Origin of the sequence: Ensifer sp. PDNC004 (assembly GCF_016919405.1) — a bacterium.
GTDB lineage: Bacteria > Pseudomonadota > Alphaproteobacteria > Rhizobiales > Rhizobiaceae > Ensifer.
In genome coordinates, this window is sequence record NZ_CP070352.1 from 453473 (window position 1) to 469053 (window position 15581).

Genomic DNA, 15581 nt, shown 5'->3' on the forward strand with positions numbered 1-15581 from the left:
TCACTCCGGAAAATGGCTGACGATGATGAACATGACTGTTCCAAGCAGCGTCACGAGGAAGGAGAAGGAGTAGAGCGTGAGCGAGACCGGCTGCATCAGCATGACCACGCCGAGCGCGATGAGCACCGATGCCACCATTTCCCATGCGCCACGGCGAAGGCGGAGCAACTGATTGAGGAAAGCTGTCATTTTCTTACCGCTCCGAAGGTGATGCCGCGCAGGAGGTGTTTACGAAGCAGGATCGTGAACACCATCACGGGGACGAGGAAGAGGGTCGCGCCGGCCGCCACCGCCGGCCAGTCCTGGCCGCCGACGCCGATGATCGTCGGAATGAAGGGCGGTGCGGTCTGCGCTGTGCCGGACGTCAGCAGCACGGCGAAGGCGTATTCGTTCCAGGCGAAGATCAGGCAGAAGATCGCTGTCGACGCGATGCCGGTCGCCGCCTGGGGTAGCACCACCTTGTAGAACGCCTGGAAGCGCGTGTAGCCGTCGATCAGCGCCGCCTCTTCATACTCGATCGGGATCTCGTCGATGAAGCCCTTGAGCAGCCAGACCGAGAGCGACAGGTTGACCGCCGTGTAGAGCAGAATCATGCCGGCATGGGTGTCGTTCAGTCCGAGCGAGCGGAACATCAGGAAGATCGGTATGGCGACCGCAATCGGCGGCATCATCCGTGTAGAGAGGATGAAGAACAGCAGGTCGTCCTTGAGCGGCACCTTGAAGCGCGAGAAGGCATAGGCCGCAGCCGTCCCGAGCACGATGCACAGCACCGTCGAACCGAACCCGATGATGACGGAATTGTAGAAACGCTCCGGGAAGCGCGACGGGCCGGCGATGATCAGCCCGTCCTTGCGAACCAGACGCTCGTACCAGGTCTTCGGTTCGCCCATCTCCTTCAGTTGATCTTCAGAAACGCGGGTGCGCGTGGTGAAGAGGTTCACATAGCCCTCGAGCGTCGGCTCGAAGAAGGTTTTCGGCGGATAGGCGATCGCGTCCGAGGGCGACTTGAACCCCGTTCCGATGATCCAGAGCAGCGGGAGAATGGTGATCACCGCATACATCACGACCAGGGCGCCTGCGAACCACTTCTGCCGTGCGGATGGCTCCGTTACAGAAAAGCTGCTCATCTCTGCTTCACCTTGTTGAGTGCTTTGACATAGATCGACGCGAGGCCGAAGACGGTCACGAAGAGGATGACGGCATAGGCGGACGCGTATCCGGTGCGCCATTTCTCGAAGGCTTCGCGCTTCAGGTTGATCGACGTCAGCTCCGTGATCGAGCCCGGGCCGCCGCCCGTCAGTTGCACGACCAGGTCGAACATCTTGAAGTTCTCGATGCCGCGGAAAAGGATAGCCAGCATCAGGAACGGCAGCACCATCGGAATGGTAATCGTCCAGAACTGGCGCCAGTTGCTGGCCCGGTCGCATTCCGCCGCCTCATAGATGCTGCTCGGAATGGAGCGCAGCCCGGCAAGGCAGATGAGCATGACGAACGGCGTCCACATCCAGGTGTCGACGATGATGATCGCCCAGGGCGCCAGCGACGTGTCGCCGATCATCGAGAAGCTGGACGGGTCGGCTCCGGTCAGGAACCCGATCGCATAATTGAAGAGGCCGATCTGCGGCTGGTAGAGAAAAGTCCAGAAGTTTCCGACGACGGCGGGGCTCAGCATCATCGGAAGCACGATGATGGTCGTCCACAGGTCGTTACCGCGGAACTTCTTGTTGATGAGATAGGCGAGAGCAAAGCCGATCAGCACCTGCAGGACGATCGTCCAGATCAGGAAGTGGGCCGTGGCCTGCATCGTCAGCCAGATGTCCTTGTCGGTCAGGATGTTCAGGTAGTTGCGCAGACCGACGAACTGAACAGGCTCGTTCGGGCGGTTCACGCGGAAATTGGTGAAGCTCAGCCGGACGGTCCAGATCAGCGGGAAGATGTTGATCGCAAGCAAAAGCACGATGGACGGTGCGACGAAGATCCAGGCGATCGCGCGGTCCGACAACCCTGTGATGCGCCGTGCAAGCACGGGCGGCGTCGCGTGCGCAGCGCGATCGATCGAAGAATGGAGCATGGTATTCCCCTAAGGCATTGACGAATGGGCATGCGGGGCCGGCGCGAGAGATCGGCCGGCCGGCCCCGCATGGACGCTTCCGCCGGGAGGCGGCGGGTGTTTGCGTCAATACTTGCCTTCGTCCTCGAAGATGTCCTTCCAGTCGTCAGCGAGACCATCGAGCGCGTCCTTCGCCGTGCCCTGCTTTGCTACGACATAGTCGTGGAAGCGCTTTTGGGAAGCCTGGAGCAGAGATGCATAGGAAGGTTCTGCCCAGAAGTCCTTCACGATTGCCATCGAATCCAGGAAGGTCTGCGCATAGGGCTGGCTCGTGGCGAAGCTCGGGTCCTCGACCACCGAGCGCAGCGCGGAGTAACCGCCAAGCGCCCACCACTTTTTCTGGATTTCAGGCTGCGCGAACCACTTGATGTAATCCAGCGCTTCCTTCTGCTTGTCGGACGCCGCGACGACCGAGATGCCCTGGCCGCCGAGCTGGGCGAACTGAACTCCGGCCGGACCAGCGGGATTGGGGAAGTAGCCGGACTTGTCGCCGCCGACATTGGCGTCGGCATGGATGCCCGGCCAGGTGAAGGCGAAGTTCATCTGCAGGGCGACCTGCCCGGACTTGTAGGCGTCGATGTCCTCCGACATGTAGGCGTCGGAATGGCCAGGCGGCGTGCAGCAATCATAGAGCGCCTTGTAGAATTCCAGGCCCTTGACCGCATCCGCCGAGTTGACGAAACCGTCGAGCTCATAGGCCTTCTTCGGATTTCCGTATTCGAATCCGTAGCTGTAGAGCACGTCCATCACGCCCATGGTGATGCCTTCAGAGCCGCGCTCCGTATAGATCGCAGCGCCATAGACGGTCTTGCCGTCGATCTGACGCTTCTGGAAGAATTCGGCGATGTCCTTGAGTTCGGCGAAGGTCTTCGGCACGGCGAGATCGCGGCCGTACTTCTGCTTGAACTCCGCCTGGAGTTCGGGACGCGAGAACCAGTCCTTGCGATAGGTCCAGCCGACCACGTCGCCGAACGCCGGCAGCGCCCAGTAGTTCGGCGAGTTCTTCGGCCATTCCGCGTAACCGATGACGGTTGCGGGAATGAAGTCGTCCATCTTGATTCCTTCCTTGTCGAAGAAATCATTGAGCTTGATGTATTGGCCATTCTCGGCGGCGCCGCCGATCCACTGGCTGTCGCCGATCATCAGATCGCAGAGCTTGCCGCCGGAATTCAGCTCGTTCAGCATCCGGTCGGCGAAATTCGGCCACGGCACGAACTCGAATTTCATCGTGTTGCCGCTCTTGGCTTCGAAGTCCTTGCTGAGTTCGACGAGCGCGTTGGCCGGATCCCAAGCGGCCCAGCAAAGGGTCAGCTCCGCTGCGGAAGCGTGCGTACCGGACGCACCCGCAATGCCAAAATACGCTCCGACCATGACTGTGGAGCTCAACAGAATCTGCTTCATCATCGGGTTCCTCCCCCCCTTGTACCTTCTGACCTCCATCAGAAGGAAGCGCCCTGACCGGGCGGTGGCGTACCTAAATCCTCTTGGCACGAGCGGCGGGCGCGGCCGCATTCAGGGCCTGCGTTCTTCGCTGAAGGATTCATAACTGAGGTGCGCACCTCAGCGCAAGCGATTTTTGAGGTGCGCACATCAATTCTTGATTTCGCGGCGATTTTGGTGGAGTAGATTGGGGACGATACACACTGGGAGTTCCGCATGCGGCCAACAGCCAAGGATCTTGCTGAGGCAGCGGGGTTGAGCCTCGCAACCGTCGACCGCGTGCTGAACGACAGGCCGAATGTCAGCCCGAAGGCTGTCCGCAGTGTCAACGAAGCCATTGAGCGCATTGGGTTTATTCGAAACCCCGCGGCCGTCAGCCTGGCCCGCAACAAGAGCTATCGGTTCCGGTTCGTGCTGCCGACGAGCGGCGATCTCTATCTGGCGGAACTCATCCACCGGGTCGAGGAGGCGCGGGTGTCGATGAAGGGCGACCTCGTCGACCTCGACGTCGTCCAGATCCCGATCGACGACCCGCACAAGGTCGCAAAATATCTCGCCGACATCGACGAGAACGAATTCGACGGGATCGCGATGATGGCGCCGGAATCGCCGCAGGTCCGCGATGCGATCGGCCGCCTGATCGAGCGCGGCGTCAAGTTCGTGCAGTTCCTGTCCGGGCAGGAAAGGCTGCCGACCGCAGATTTCGTCGGCGTCGACAACTATGCCGCCGGCGCGACCGCGGCCAAGATCATCGGCCGGTTTGTCGGCCGGAAGGCCGGAAAAGTCCTGATCGTGGCCGAGACGATGCAGTCGCTCGACAGCATCCAGCGCCGCTTCGGCTTCGACGATGTCGTCAACTCACAGTTCCCGCACCTGCAGTGTCTGCCCTCGGTCGAGACCCACGGCGACGAGCGCAGGGCGACCCAGATCCTCCAGAGAGTTCTGGAAAACAATCAGGAGGTTGCGGCAATCTACGTATTGAGTTCCGAGGCGAGGATTCCGCTCGAGGGAGCCGCGTCCCTCACCGATCTGCAGAAGATCACGGTGGTCGTGCACGAGCGCACCCCCTTCAGCGAACGCGGCCTGCGCGACGCCAGCATCGACGCCGTCATCGCCCAGGATCCGGGCCACGCGGTGCGCAGCGCCATTCGCATCATGCGCGCACGGACCGATTTTCGCGAACCGCACGCCGCTCAGGACAAGATCAGGATAGAGGTCCTCCTCAAGGAGAACCTTTAAGCCAACGCTTGGCGCATACATCTTTGACGTGCGCACCCCAAGCGGCCGGGCGCAACGCCAGATCGCGATAGCGCCGCCGCGCCATGGAATGCATTCCCTAGCAGCCGACGTCAACCCTCGCTCGACGCGATCGAAGTACAGGACGAGACTGCTAAAGAATGTAGGTTGACGCTGTGATCAGGCGCGCGCTTTGGCGCGCACCGTCTCCGGCTGCGCGGGCGGTTGCCGGCTGGCGCTGCCGCCATAATTCACCAGCATCTGCATGGCTTTCTCTATGCCCGCGGGACTGTTCGGGTCGGTGTCGTTGGCGCGACACCATTCCTCGTGCTGCTGTTTGATGACGTCCATGTCGGCGGTAGAGAATGTGCCGGGCATCGTCGCCCTCCCTTTAATAATCACACCAAAGAGAAAACTATCACAACGGCGCAAAGAGGCTCCCCGCACAACTGGGGGGTTTGCGCCCTCGAACAGCAAATTCCTTTGCACAGTTGCCTGCGACGCAGACTGGCACCGGAACGTTGTGTGCCGAGGCAAACTTGACACGATCGACGGCATCGCGTCAGCATGAGCGCTACTCAGAGCCACGACCTGGGAAGGCTCGCAGCTCGGCGGACGTCCGAGCAAACGCGCTCCGGCCCGGTCGCGAGGGAGGGAAAAGATGGGTTATGATTGGAGCGGCTCACGCGAACGGCGGATGAAGGTTGCACGCTTCAGTGCGGCGCTGACACTGGCCGCAATGTTCGTAACCGTGGCGGCGCAGGTCGTGACGAGAGCAATCTGAGCCCGACCTCTTCGTTATGATGAGGACGAAGACGCCCTCATCCGGGCGTCGGCTTCCCGCGCCACGCCATGGGGTGCCGGAAGAACCGAACCCCAGCTCCCATGGAGAGCAAAAGGCAAGTCTCGGCCGCCAGCGGCCACCTCTCCGGATATGTCCGAGCACGCTCGACAGCGAACGGGAGATCTTGGCGGCGCGAGCATGAAGGGCAAATGACGACGACCATCAAATCCAGCGAGACACAGCCCGACCGTCTCAAGATCGGCTTCGTTCTGGCGCGGTCCTTCACCCTTTCGGCATTCGCGCTGTTCATCGACACGCTGCGGCTTGCGAGCGACGAGCTCGACAAGTCCGGCCGCATCCGCGCGGACTGGCAGGTCCTGGGCAACACGCGGCATCTCATCGCCTCCAGCTGCGGCGTGCAGGTGGCGCCGACATCCGACCTCGTCGATCCCGCCGGGTTCAACTACATCGTCGTGGTCGGCGGCCTGCTCAACAGCAAACAGCCGATCGACGACGACACGATCCGCTTCCTCCAGAAGGCGGCGGCGCGCAGGGTGCCTCTGATCGGCCTCTGCACCGGGACCTTCGTGCTTGCCGAAGCGGGCCTGATGACCGGGCACACCGTCTGCGTGAGCTGGCTTCATTATCAGGCGTTCCGCGAGCGCTTCCCCGATCTCAAGGTTCGTTCGGACCGCCTCTTCAACCTTGACCGCACCCGCGGGTCCTGCGCGGGCGGCAGCAGTGCCGCCGACATGGCAGCCCATATCGTGCGCCTGCACATCAGCAAGGAAGCCGAGCGGAATGCACTCGAGGTGCTGCAGATCGACAAGGCGCGCTCGCATCTTCATGTCCAGCCGAGAAAGCCGCTGGCGATCGAGAGCAACGACCCGCGCCTGAACGCCGCTCTCATCATCATGGAGCAGCACACGGACAACACGCTGTCGATCCCGGAACTGGCCGCATCCGTCGGCCTGTCCCGACGGCAGCTCGAGCGCCTGTTCATGGACAAGGCGAAGATGTCGCCGGCGCTGGTCTATCGGAAGTTTCGGCTGGAACGCGCCAAGCATCTCCTGACGCAGACGAAGGCGCCGCTGATCGACATCGCGCTCGAAGTCGGTTTCGAGAACGCCGGCCACTTCTCGCGAATTTTTGCGAAGACCTACGGTCAATCACCGAGCAAGTTCAGGGCCACGCTTTCGGCGTGACCCGTCCCAGGCGATCCGGTTAAAGGCACACTGGCCATAGCCGCCGCCGTCGGCTCGTCGGTTTCCTCAGGCCTGACCGCTACCCGCTGTCGCGGCTTCCTTGACGGCGAGTTCCGCCATGGCGAGCGCTGCCTCTCGCGTCGCTGCCGCCGCGATGAAGCGGCCGTTGTGGCAGAAGCGCGCGCCGGCCACGCCGCAAGCCGCCTCCAGTTCGCTGTTCGTCAGGCCGGCCCAGGCAGCCGGGAGATCGGCGCGCAGCTCGAACCCTTCGTCGGCCTTGCGAATGCCCGTCAGGCACCAGTCGTTCTCGCGCGGATGAACGACGAACAGCAGGTGGTCGGCGCCAGCCTTCACGATCGCCGGGCGGAAAGGCATGCCCCGCGGCAGTTCGAGCACGCGACTCTCACCGGCAAGGGCGATCTGCGCAAGCACGAGCGCCTCGGCCCGAAGCTTTGAAGCGCGCTGCGACACGCCAGCCTCGACGAAGGCGCGCGCGATCGAAAGGGCCTGATGGAAGCTGCGATCCTCGGCCTCCTGGCCGCCTTCGTCGAAGACAGGCTTCAAGGTCTCCAGCAGCGCCGACAGCGTCAACCCCGCCAAGGGCCCGGCAACCGAAGGGTCAAGCGCACCGTTGTCGACCAGATCGATCGGCAGCACGAAACGCGCATCGAAGGCGGCATGAACCGCCTCTACATGGGCCTCGGGAACACCAAACGCTGCCAGATAGGCGCGGCCGTAATGCTTCCAGATCAAGCCGAACGAACTGTAGGGCTGGCCGTCCTCTCGCACCGGCGCCCCGCGCTGATGGTGGTCGAACAATCCGGCCTCGGCATCATACTGGCCGCCGACATCGTAGATGATGCGGTCCGTCCCCGGCTTCAGCCATTCCGGCGCCCGGCTGCGAACGAGGCGAGCCTCGGGGAAAAGCCGCGTAAGAATGACGCTGGAAAGCAGTTCGTCGGCGTGGAAACCACCGGAATGGGTAACGAGAAAGTCTGGGATCATTCCGAATGGCCTTATGGTTCGTGACGCGTGTGTGCGGCACGACATAGCCATTGCCTGCGGTGACCTCAACCCGTCATCGCGCCTTCGTCGCAGTGTTCTGTTCTCAACGCACCCAAATCCGGCGCGAGATGTCGCGCCGCTTCTGACGCTACCCCACACGTTCGCCAGCCGACGACATCACTGCCGTCAGATCCGCGACCTTGGCAGGCAACAACTCCCTTCCCGTCAACCGATCGACAAAGGTGTCGCCGTCACACCTTGCGCAGCAACATAGCCCTAACGCGCCATTTCGAAGATCGCCTCGCCGGAAATCGGGTCCGTGACCCCGAGATCCTGACCGAGTTCCAGGAGCGTATCGCGGAACGTATCGAGGTTCGCCTTCATCATGGGACGTGCCGCAGCGATCGCCTCAAGGCTTTCCCACTCGGCAATTGAGAAATACGATCCATCCGCAGCCTTGCTGAGCGCCATCTTCCGCAAACCTTCAAAGTCGCGAAGAGCGCTGCGAAAAAGGTGCTCGAACCGTTCCTCTTGACCGGGTCTCACGCGGAAACGGACACAATTGCAAGCCGTCATCCTAACCTCCCTATGGGACGCAACTTCTACAGGATGGATCCGATACGGTTCACTCGCAAGAGGCAGGAAAGGTACGGTTGCAGTCTCGGATCGCCGGCAAGCCTGGAGCCATTCGACCTGAGCTTTGACAAGCCTCCCGGGCCTCGCGGCCAAGCTTGCGTCAAGGACGCTGCGACCATGCGTTGCGGGCAATATCGCTACGGTGACAGGCCTCTCCCGGCCGTTCTGAAGATGGCGCAGAAATCTTCTTTTCGCCCTTGACCTTCCCATCGTTGGAAGCCCCATCTTGCGACAAAAGACAGAGAAAGGAGCACGATCATGGGATCTGTGACCCCCATTAGAACGAACGATCTCGAAGCGATGTCCGCCGCGGCATTAAGCGCCAGCATTCCCGTCGAGGGCATGACCTGCGCATCCTGCGTGGCGCGCGTCGAAAAGGCGATTCGCGCCGTGCCTGGTGTCACCGAAGCCTCGGTCAACCTCGCAACCGAACGCGCCGACGTCCGCTTCGATGCCAGCACCAAGTCCGCCGATATCGTCAAGGCGATCGAGAATGCCGGGTATGGTGCGGCCGAAGACACGATCGAGCTCACCATCGAGGGCATGACCTGCGCCTCCTGCGTCGCGCGCATCGAAAAGGCGCTGAAGACCGTGCCGGGTGTCACCGAGGCCAACGTCAACCTGGCGACCGAGCGCGCGTCGGTGCGGGTAACCAGGGGCATCGCCACGGCCGCAGCACTCGAAGAAGCGGTCCGCGTTGCCGGCTATGCCGCCAAGCGCATCACCGGCGACGAAAGCGTCGACCGCGAAGGCGAGAAGCGCGAACAGGAGACCCGCAAGCTTGCGCGCTCGCTGCTGATTGCCGGCGTGCTGACGCTGCCGATCTTCTTGCTTGAAATGGGCTCGCACTTCATTCCGGCCGTGCACGAATTCGTCATGAATAATATCGGCATGCAGGAAAGCTGGTATCTGCAGTTCGTGCTGACGACGCTGGTGCTCTTCGGCCCGGGCCTGCGCTTCTACCAGAAGGGCGTTCCCGCCCTCTTCCGCCTGGCGCCCGACATGAACTCGCTGGTCGCAATCGGCACGTCCGCCGCCTGGATCTATTCCGTGGTCGCCACCTTCGCGCCCGATCTCCTGCCTGACGGCACCGCCAACGTCTATTACGAGGCGGCCGCCGTCATCGTGACGCTGATCCTGCTCGGCCGCTTCCTGGAAGCCCGCGCCAAGGGCCGGACCTCCGAGGCGATCAAGCACCTGATGGGGTTGCAGGCAAAGACCGCCCGCGTCATCCGCAACGGTGAGACGATCGAGGTTCCGCTCTCCGACGTCACCACCGGCGACAGCGTCGTGGTGCGCCCCGGCGACCGTGTCCCGGTCGACGGCAGCGTCATCGACGGCAACTCCTATGTCGACGAATCGATGATCACCGGCGAGCCCGTTCCGGTCGAAAAGATCGCCGGCAGCGAGGTGGTCGGCGGCACGATCAACAAAACCGGCTCCTTCACCTTCCGCGCCACCAAGGTCGGCGCCGACACGGTGCTGGCGCAGATCATCAAGATGGTCGAGCAGGCCCAGGGCGCCAAGCTGCCGATCCAGTCGCTGGTCGACCGTGTCACCGCCTGGTTCGTGCCGGCCGTCATCGCGATTGCGCTTCTGACGTTCGGCGTCTGGCTGATCTTCGGTCCGGATCCGGCACTCACCTTCGCGCTCGTCAACGGCGTCGCCGTGCTGATCATCGCCTGCCCCTGCGCCATGGGCCTTGCCACGCCGACCTCGATCATGGTCGGCACCGGCCGCGCCGCCGAAATGGGCGTGCTCTTCCGCAAGGGCGAGGCGCTGCAGACGCTGCGCAACGCCGCCGTCATCGCCGTCGACAAGACCGGCACGCTGACCAAGGGCCGGCCGGAACTGACCGACCTCGAAACCGCCGAAGGCTTCGACCGTGACACCGTGCTGACGCTGGTCGCCGCCGTCGAAACCCGCTCCGAGCACCCGATCGCCGAAGCGATCGTCGAGGCGGCCAAGGCAAAGGATCTTGATATCGCTGAACCGGCCAGGTTCGAGGCGATCCCCGGATTCGGCGCCAGCGCCGAAGTCTCGGGCCGCTCCGTCCATGTGGGTGCCGACCGCCTGATGACGCAGCTGAAGCTCGACGTGTCGGCCTTCGCCGACCAGGCGGCTCGCCTCGGCTCGGAAGGCAAGAGCCCGCTCTATGCGGCGATCGACGGCAAGCTTGCGGCGATCATCGCCGTTGCCGACCCGATCAAGGAGACGACGCCGCAGGCGATCCGCATGCTGCACGATCTCGGCCTCAAGGTCGCGATGATCACCGGCGACAATCGTCGCACCGCCGAGGCGATCGCCGCCAAGCTCGGCATCGACGAGGTCATCGCCGAAGTGCTGCCGGACGGTAAGGTCGCGGCCCTGAAGAAGCTGAAGCAAGGCGGGCGCGCGGTGGCCTTCGTCGGCGACGGCATCAACGATGCGCCGGCGCTCGCCGAAGCCGATGTCGGCCTCGCGATCGGCACCGGTACGGACGTCGCCATCGAAAGCGCCGACGTGGTGCTGATGTCGGGTGATCTCTTGGGTGTCCCGAATGCGATCGCGCTGTCGAAGGCGACGATCCGCAACATCAAGGAGAACCTGTTCTGGGCCTTCGCCTACAACGCGGTGCTGATCCCGGTTGCCGCCGGCGCGCTCTACCCGGTCTACGGCCTCCTGCTGTCGCCGATCTTCGCGGCCGGCGCCATGGCGCTGTCGAGCGTCTTCGTGCTCGGCAATGCGCTCCGGCTTCGGGCCTTTCGCCCGGTTGCCGCAGCACAGGCGGCCTAAGTTCGATCGTCTCCCCGGCTCTCGCCAGCATGGCGGAAGCCGGGGAGAGACCTTATATTCTCAAGGGAATGTCCGCACGGCGGTAACAAGGATGACATCATGAATATCGGCGAAGCTTCCCGCGCCTCCGGCGTATCGACGAAAATGATCCGCTACTACGAGACGATCGGCCTCATCCCGCAGGCCGACCGGAGCGAAGCCGGCTATCGCAACTATGGCGACAACGACGTCCATACGCTGCGCTTCATCCGCCGCTCGCGCGATCTCGGTTTCACCGTCCAGCAGATGGCCGACCTTTTGGCGCTCTGGCGCGACCGCGAGCGCGCCAGCGGCGAGGTCAAGAAGATCGCGCTCGAACATGTCGAGATCCTGGAGCGCAAGGCCGAGGAATTGAAGGCGATGAGCCGGACGCTCAAGCATCTCGCCGCCCATTGTCACGGCGACGGGCGCCCGGACTGCCCCATTCTCGAGGATCTCGCCGACGCCACGAACGCGTCGACGAAGGCAACCGAGCCCGCCCGCTTCGGTACGGCCGGCATCGATCCGGTCCGTAACCGGCGGCACGGGTGACGACGCGTGTGCAGCCCGGGAGGCCTCACGCATTCGTGACGGCGCCAGGCGCAAGCATCATTGACAGGAATCAAAGGCGTTTCTACGGATCGATCATGGAGAAGGTGCGAACCACATATCTGCGTTTGCTGATAGTGCTGAAGCTGGCGATCGCTTTGTCGCTGGCCGTGCTGCCTTTTTCCACCGCCTCCGGCATGATGCATGCGGCCGCGCACGGCTCGATGCAGATCGAGGCAGCCGCCAATCCGATGCAAGCTGCGACCGAGCATTGCCCGAGCCTCGACAAGGGCAAGGTGAAGCCGGCACAAGAAAACGGCAAGGCGGACAAGAAGGATTGCTGCAAGACCTTCTGCGCCGCCGTCGCGGTGCTTGGCGATGTCGACGGCAGCCATCCGGCTTTCCCACGCTCGGTCCGCAATTTCGGCCCGCACCCGCAGCTCACCCCCGGTGAGCTCGACGGTCTTCATCGCCCCCCAAGAGCCTGATTTCGTGAACCTGTGACCGCTGCCGTGGGCTTCCTTTGGTCCTTGCCGACTAAAGGATCTGTGGCGGTGCGAAGCGTTGCCGTGGCTTCCGCGTGTCCGATGAGACGCTCGCCCCACCTCTAGCGCGGTCCGCGACAAGGCCCGCCCGGTTTCATCCGGTCGACGGCCGACCTCTGCCATTCACATTTCAGGTTTGACCATGAAACGTTTGTTTTCCATGGCGCTCCTGCCCATGATCCTGGGCGGATGCGCTGCCACATTGCCTGCCGAGGTCTCAAGCCTTGGCGATCCCGCCAACAGCACGAGCGGCATTCGAAACACGCAGTATCGCAGCCCCATTTCGGGCTACACCCACCGCGAACCGACCGGCCCCAAGGCCTGGGGACCGCTCAACGACGCGCAGTCGACCGCCAAGGGAGACGCGTCATGAGGCTTCGCAAACTCAACCTCGCAGCAGCCATCGGTCTGCCTCTCGTGCTCGCCGGCTGCGTGACCGCATACTCGGCCAAGGACGCCGGCTTCACCACCGTGGATGCCAAGGTCTCGACGGCCGCGACCAAGAAGAGCGTCTGGATCCAGAACCGCGAACAGGCCGACAAGGTCAATGCCGAGGTGAAGGCGCTGCTGAAGCGCAAGACCATCGACGCCGACACGGCCGTCCAGATCGCCCTTCTCAACAACAAGGGCCTGCAGGCGGCCTATGCCGATCTCGGCGACGCGTCGGCGGATGCCTGGCAGGCGACCTTGTTCCTCAACCCCACCGTCTCGATCGGCACGACCGGAATCGGCACGCCGGAACTGCAGGCCTATGAGGCGATCGAGGGCCTCGTCACGACCAATATCCTGGCGCTCCTGACCCGCGACAAGACGATCGCCATTGCCGATGCGCGTTTCCGCCAGGCGCAGCTCAACGCGGCGCTCAGCACACTGCAGCTGGCGGCCGAAACCCGCCGCGCCTGGATCGAAGCGGTTGCCGCTTGGGAAACCGTGGCACAGCTGAACCAGGCCCAGGCGGCGGCAGACGCCTCCTCGGAGCTCGCCGCAAAACTTGGCGAAACCGGCGCCATGGGCAAGGGCAACCAGGCGCGCGAGCACGTCTTCAACGCCGAACTTGCCGGCCAGACGGCCGAAGCCCGGCTTGCGGCGCGTCTTGCCAAGGAGAACCTGACGCGCCTGATGGGTCTCTGGGGTAGCGACGTCGACTACCAGGTTCCCAACCGCCTGCCGAACCTGCCGAAGACGCTGGCGCGCAAGGACAGCATCGAGGCGGAAGCGCTGAAACGCCGCGTCGACCTGCAGATCGCCCGCCTCGATCTCGAAGCCGTGGCCAAGTCCTACAAGCTCACCGAAGCGACCCGTTATGTGACCGACCTCGAGCTCATCGCCGGAGCGGAAGCGGAACGGGAGAAGGAGGACGACGGCACCAAGGTCGAGACAACTGGCCAGTTCGAGCTCGAATTCGTGATCCCGATCTTCGACAGCGGCAGCGCGCGCATGCGCAAGTCCGAGCTTGCCCATATGCGCTCGGCAAACCTGCTGGCGGAAAAGGCGGTCAACATCCGCTCGGAAGCCCGCTCGGCCTACGAGGCCTATCGCTCGCGCTACGACATCGCCCGGCACTACCGCAACAACGTCGTGCCGCTGCGCACCAAGATCGAGGAAGAAGCGACGCTCAGCTACAACGGCATGATCACCAGCACCTTCGAGCTGCTTGCCGACGTCAGGGCCAAGGTCAATTCGACCGTGCTCTCCGTCAACGCGAAGCGCGATTTCTGGCTGGCCGATGCCGACCTGATGACCGCCATCCACGGCGGCGGATCAGGTGGCTCGGCTGGAGGGGCGGCAGCACCCGCGGCAGCGGAAGCCGGCGGCGCCGGGCACTAGGGCGGGTTGAGGAAAAATGTGTGCGGTTTCCGTACGCATCCGCCTCATTCAAAAAGGATCAGATCATGTTCAACAGAAGAAACTTCCTCGGCGCCGGTGCTGCTCTCGTCTCGACGGCCGCCTGGGCGCAAACCTCCAACTCCGGGCTGCCCGAAGCGGCAAGCATGGACAATGCCACGACCCAGAAGCCGCTCGTGCCGACGAGCGGACCGGACTACAACCCGGTCGTCACCCTCAACGGCTGGACGCTGCCGCACCGCGTGAACAACGGCGTCAAGGAATTTCACCTTGTCGCCGAGCCGGTCGAACGCGAGATGGCCGACGGCATGACCGCCTATCTCTGGGGCTATAACGGCCAGTCGCCGGGCCCGACGATCGAGGCGGTCGAGGGCGATCGGGTGCGGATCTTCGTCACCAACAAGCTGCCGGAGCACACCACCATCCATTGGCACGGCATGATCCTGCCTTCGGGCATGGACGGTGTCGGCGGCCTGTCGCAGCCGCATATCCCCGCCGGCAAGACCTATGTCTACGAGTTCGACCTCGTGAAGTCGGGCACCTTCATGTACCACCCCCATGCCGACGAGATGGTGCAGATGGCCATGGGCATGATGGGCTTCTTCGTGGTGCATCCGAAGGATCCGAGCTTCATGCGCGTCGACCGCGACTTCGTGTTCCTGCTCAACGCCTATGACATCGATCCCGGCACCTATGTGCCGCGCATCATGGAAATGACCGACTTCAACATGTGGTGCTGGAACAGCCGGATCTTCCCGGACATCGACCCTTTGGTCGTGTCGAAGAACGACCGGGTGCGGGTCAGGGTCGGCAACCTCACCATGACCAACCATCCGATCCACATGCACGGTTACGACTTCGAGGTCACCTGCACCGACGGCGGCTGGGTCAGGCCGGAGGCGCGCTGGCCGGAAGTGTCGATCGACATCCCCGTCGGCGCCATGCGCGCCTACGAGTTCGACGCCAAATACGAGGGCGACTGGGCGATCCATTGCCACAAGTCGCATCACACGATGAACGCCATGGGTCACGACATCCCGACCTTCATCGGCGCCGACAAGAAATCGGTCGCGGCGAAGATCCGCAAGGTGAAGCCCGACTACATGCCCATGGGTACGGCCGGCATGGCCGACATGGGCGAAATGGAAATGCCGCTCCCCGACAACACGATCCCGATGATGACCGGCTGGGGTCCGCACGGCGCGTTGGAGATGGGCGGCATGTTCTCGGTGGTGAAGGTCCGCGAAGGCATCTCCGCCGGCGATTACAGCGATCCCGGCTGGTACGAAAACCCGCCGGGAACACAGGCCTGGGAATGGACCGGCGCGTTGCCGGAACCGACGCGGGCTAAGGATGCCAAGACCGTGCTCACGCCCAAACCGTGAGAGGGCGGCCGACTGCAATGAACTCTTTCAATCCATCAGGAACATTAC

At 63.2% G+C, this 15581-nt stretch carries 16 protein-coding genes; 9 read left to right on the forward strand and 7 right to left on the reverse strand.

Annotation, left to right across the window (positions count from 1 at the left end; all coding sequences use genetic code 11):
* From JVX98_RS02035 to JVX98_RS02050, 4 genes are all read right to left on the reverse strand, one after another.
* Complete coding sequence (locus tag JVX98_RS02035) at nt 1–189, reverse strand: hypothetical protein (RefSeq protein WP_034799314.1); 189 nt, start codon at nt 187–189, stop codon at nt 1–3.
* A complete protein-coding gene (locus tag JVX98_RS02040) occupies nt 186–1127 on the reverse strand; it encodes a carbohydrate ABC transporter permease (RefSeq protein WP_205236694.1) in 942 nt (313 codons plus the stop codon). Before JVX98_RS02040 ends, JVX98_RS02035 begins: the two co-directional genes overlap by 4 nt.
* Nucleotides 1124–2071: a carbohydrate ABC transporter permease gene (locus JVX98_RS02045; RefSeq protein ID WP_205236695.1), complete on the reverse strand. Its 948-nt coding sequence runs from the start codon at nt 2069–2071 to the stop codon at nt 1124–1126. Before JVX98_RS02045 ends, JVX98_RS02040 begins: the two co-directional genes overlap by 4 nt.
* A 105-nt stretch (nt 2072–2176) precedes the next feature.
* Nucleotides 2177–3511 (reverse strand): ABC transporter substrate-binding protein, encoded by a 1335-nt coding sequence (locus tag JVX98_RS02050; protein ID WP_205236960.1) that lies wholly within the window; start codon nt 3509–3511, stop codon nt 2177–2179.
* A 255-nt stretch (nt 3512–3766) separates the two neighbouring features.
* Here JVX98_RS02050 and JVX98_RS02055 point away from each other — a divergent pair, with 255 nt between their 5' ends.
* Nucleotides 3767–4789, forward strand: a complete 1023-nt coding sequence (locus tag JVX98_RS02055; RefSeq protein ID WP_205236696.1) for a LacI family DNA-binding transcriptional regulator — start codon at nt 3767–3769, stop codon at nt 4787–4789.
* Nucleotides 4790–4966: 177 nt separating this feature from the next.
* Here JVX98_RS02055 and JVX98_RS02060 read toward each other — a convergent pair whose 3' ends face one another.
* Complete coding sequence (locus JVX98_RS02060) at nt 4967–5164, reverse strand: hypothetical protein (RefSeq protein ID WP_043613804.1); 198 nt, start codon at nt 5162–5164, stop codon at nt 4967–4969.
* A 283-nt stretch (nt 5165–5447) separates the two neighbouring features.
* On the opposite strand from JVX98_RS02060, the gene JVX98_RS32505 reads away from it, so the two are divergent.
* Together JVX98_RS32505 and JVX98_RS02065 are read left to right on the forward strand one after the other, a co-directional pair.
* Entirely contained in the window at nt 5448–5570 is a 123-nt protein-coding gene (locus JVX98_RS32505; RefSeq protein WP_256442640.1) for a hypothetical protein, read from the forward strand.
* Nucleotides 5571–5779: 209 nt separating this feature from the next.
* Complete coding sequence (locus tag JVX98_RS02065; RefSeq protein ID WP_205236697.1) at nt 5780–6775, forward strand: GlxA family transcriptional regulator; 996 nt, start codon at nt 5780–5782, stop codon at nt 6773–6775.
* Between the two features lie 66 nt (nt 6776–6841).
* On the opposite strand, the gene JVX98_RS02070 is transcribed toward JVX98_RS02065, so the two are convergent.
* Together JVX98_RS02070 and JVX98_RS32635 are read right to left on the reverse strand one after the other, a co-directional pair.
* Entirely contained in the window at nt 6842–7780 is a 939-nt protein-coding gene (locus JVX98_RS02070) for an MYG1 family protein (protein ID WP_205236698.1), read from the reverse strand.
* Between the two features lie 276 nt (nt 7781–8056).
* Nucleotides 8057–8641, reverse strand: a complete 585-nt coding sequence (locus JVX98_RS32635) for an antibiotic biosynthesis monooxygenase (RefSeq protein ID WP_371826504.1) — start codon at nt 8639–8641, stop codon at nt 8057–8059.
* Between the two features lie 75 nt (nt 8642–8716).
* Between JVX98_RS32635 and JVX98_RS02080 the strand changes: the two genes are divergently transcribed.
* The 6 genes from JVX98_RS02080 (at nt 8717) to JVX98_RS02105 (ending at nt 15533) form a co-directional block, all read left to right on the forward strand.
* Nucleotides 8717–11191 carry a heavy metal translocating P-type ATPase gene (locus tag JVX98_RS02080; protein WP_205236961.1) on the forward strand — a complete coding sequence of 825 codons (2475 nt, stop codon included), beginning with the start codon at nt 8717–8719 and terminating at the stop codon, nt 11189–11191.
* A 99-nt stretch (nt 11192–11290) separates the two neighbouring features.
* A complete protein-coding gene (cueR, locus tag JVX98_RS02085) occupies nt 11291–11761 on the forward strand; it encodes a Cu(I)-responsive transcriptional regulator (protein ID WP_205236700.1) in 471 nt (156 codons plus the stop codon).
* Nucleotides 11762–11856: 95 nt separating this feature from the next.
* Nucleotides 11857–12246, forward strand: a complete 390-nt coding sequence (locus tag JVX98_RS02090) for a hypothetical protein (protein ID WP_205236701.1) — start codon at nt 11857–11859, stop codon at nt 12244–12246.
* 199 nt (nt 12247–12445) lie between these two features.
* Nucleotides 12446–12676 carry a hypothetical protein gene (locus JVX98_RS02095; RefSeq protein ID WP_205236702.1) on the forward strand — a complete coding sequence of 77 codons (231 nt, stop codon included), beginning with the start codon at nt 12446–12448 and terminating at the stop codon, nt 12674–12676.
* Nucleotides 12673–14130: a TolC family protein gene (locus JVX98_RS02100; protein ID WP_205236703.1), complete on the forward strand. Its 1458-nt coding sequence runs from the start codon at nt 12673–12675 to the stop codon at nt 14128–14130. Before JVX98_RS02095 ends, JVX98_RS02100 begins: the two co-directional genes overlap by 4 nt.
* Nucleotides 14131–14195: 65 nt before the next feature.
* A complete protein-coding gene (locus tag JVX98_RS02105) occupies nt 14196–15533 on the forward strand; it encodes a multicopper oxidase family protein (protein ID WP_205236704.1) in 1338 nt (445 codons plus the stop codon).
* Nucleotides 15534–15581 lie beyond the last annotated feature (48 nt).

What these genes read in the sequence shown, in the direction of transcription:
- JVX98_RS02035 (WP_034799314.1), bottom strand. Translation starts at nt 189, where the DNA reads ATGACAGCTTTCCTCAATCAGTTGCTCCGCCTTCGCCGTGGCGCATGG.
- cueR (WP_205236700.1), top strand. Translation starts at nt 11,291, where the DNA reads ATGAATATCGGCGAAGCTTCCCGCGCCTCCGGCGTATCGACGAAAATG.
- JVX98_RS02050 (WP_205236960.1), bottom strand. Translation starts at nt 3,511, where the DNA reads ATGAAGCAGATTCTGTTGAGCTCCACAGTCATGGTCGGAGCGTATTTT.
- JVX98_RS32505 (WP_256442640.1), top strand. Translation starts at nt 5,448, where the DNA reads ATGGGTTATGATTGGAGCGGCTCACGCGAACGGCGGATGAAGGTTGCA.
- JVX98_RS02065 (WP_205236697.1), top strand. Translation starts at nt 5,780, where the DNA reads ATGACGACGACCATCAAATCCAGCGAGACACAGCCCGACCGTCTCAAG.
- JVX98_RS02080 (WP_205236961.1), top strand. Translation starts at nt 8,717, where the DNA reads ATGTCCGCCGCGGCATTAAGCGCCAGCATTCCCGTCGAGGGCATGACC.
- JVX98_RS02070 (WP_205236698.1), bottom strand. Translation starts at nt 7,780, where the DNA reads ATGATCCCAGACTTTCTCGTTACCCATTCCGGTGGTTTCCACGCCGAC.
- JVX98_RS02045 (WP_205236695.1), bottom strand. Translation starts at nt 2,071, where the DNA reads ATGCTCCATTCTTCGATCGATCGCGCTGCGCACGCGACGCCGCCCGTG.
- JVX98_RS02100 (WP_205236703.1), top strand. Translation starts at nt 12,673, where the DNA reads ATGAGGCTTCGCAAACTCAACCTCGCAGCAGCCATCGGTCTGCCTCTC.
- JVX98_RS02105 (WP_205236704.1), top strand. Translation starts at nt 14,196, where the DNA reads ATGTTCAACAGAAGAAACTTCCTCGGCGCCGGTGCTGCTCTCGTCTCG.
- JVX98_RS02055 (WP_205236696.1), top strand. Translation starts at nt 3,767, where the DNA reads ATGCGGCCAACAGCCAAGGATCTTGCTGAGGCAGCGGGGTTGAGCCTC.
- JVX98_RS02090 (WP_205236701.1), top strand. Translation starts at nt 11,857, where the DNA reads ATGGAGAAGGTGCGAACCACATATCTGCGTTTGCTGATAGTGCTGAAG.
- JVX98_RS32635 (WP_371826504.1), bottom strand. Translation starts at nt 8,641, where the DNA reads ATGGGGCTTCCAACGATGGGAAGGTCAAGGGCGAAAAGAAGATTTCTG.
- JVX98_RS02040 (WP_205236694.1), bottom strand. Translation starts at nt 1,127, where the DNA reads ATGAGCAGCTTTTCTGTAACGGAGCCATCCGCACGGCAGAAGTGGTTC.
- JVX98_RS02060 (WP_043613804.1), bottom strand. Translation starts at nt 5,164, where the DNA reads ATGCCCGGCACATTCTCTACCGCCGACATGGACGTCATCAAACAGCAG.
- JVX98_RS02095 (WP_205236702.1), top strand. Translation starts at nt 12,446, where the DNA reads ATGAAACGTTTGTTTTCCATGGCGCTCCTGCCCATGATCCTGGGCGGA.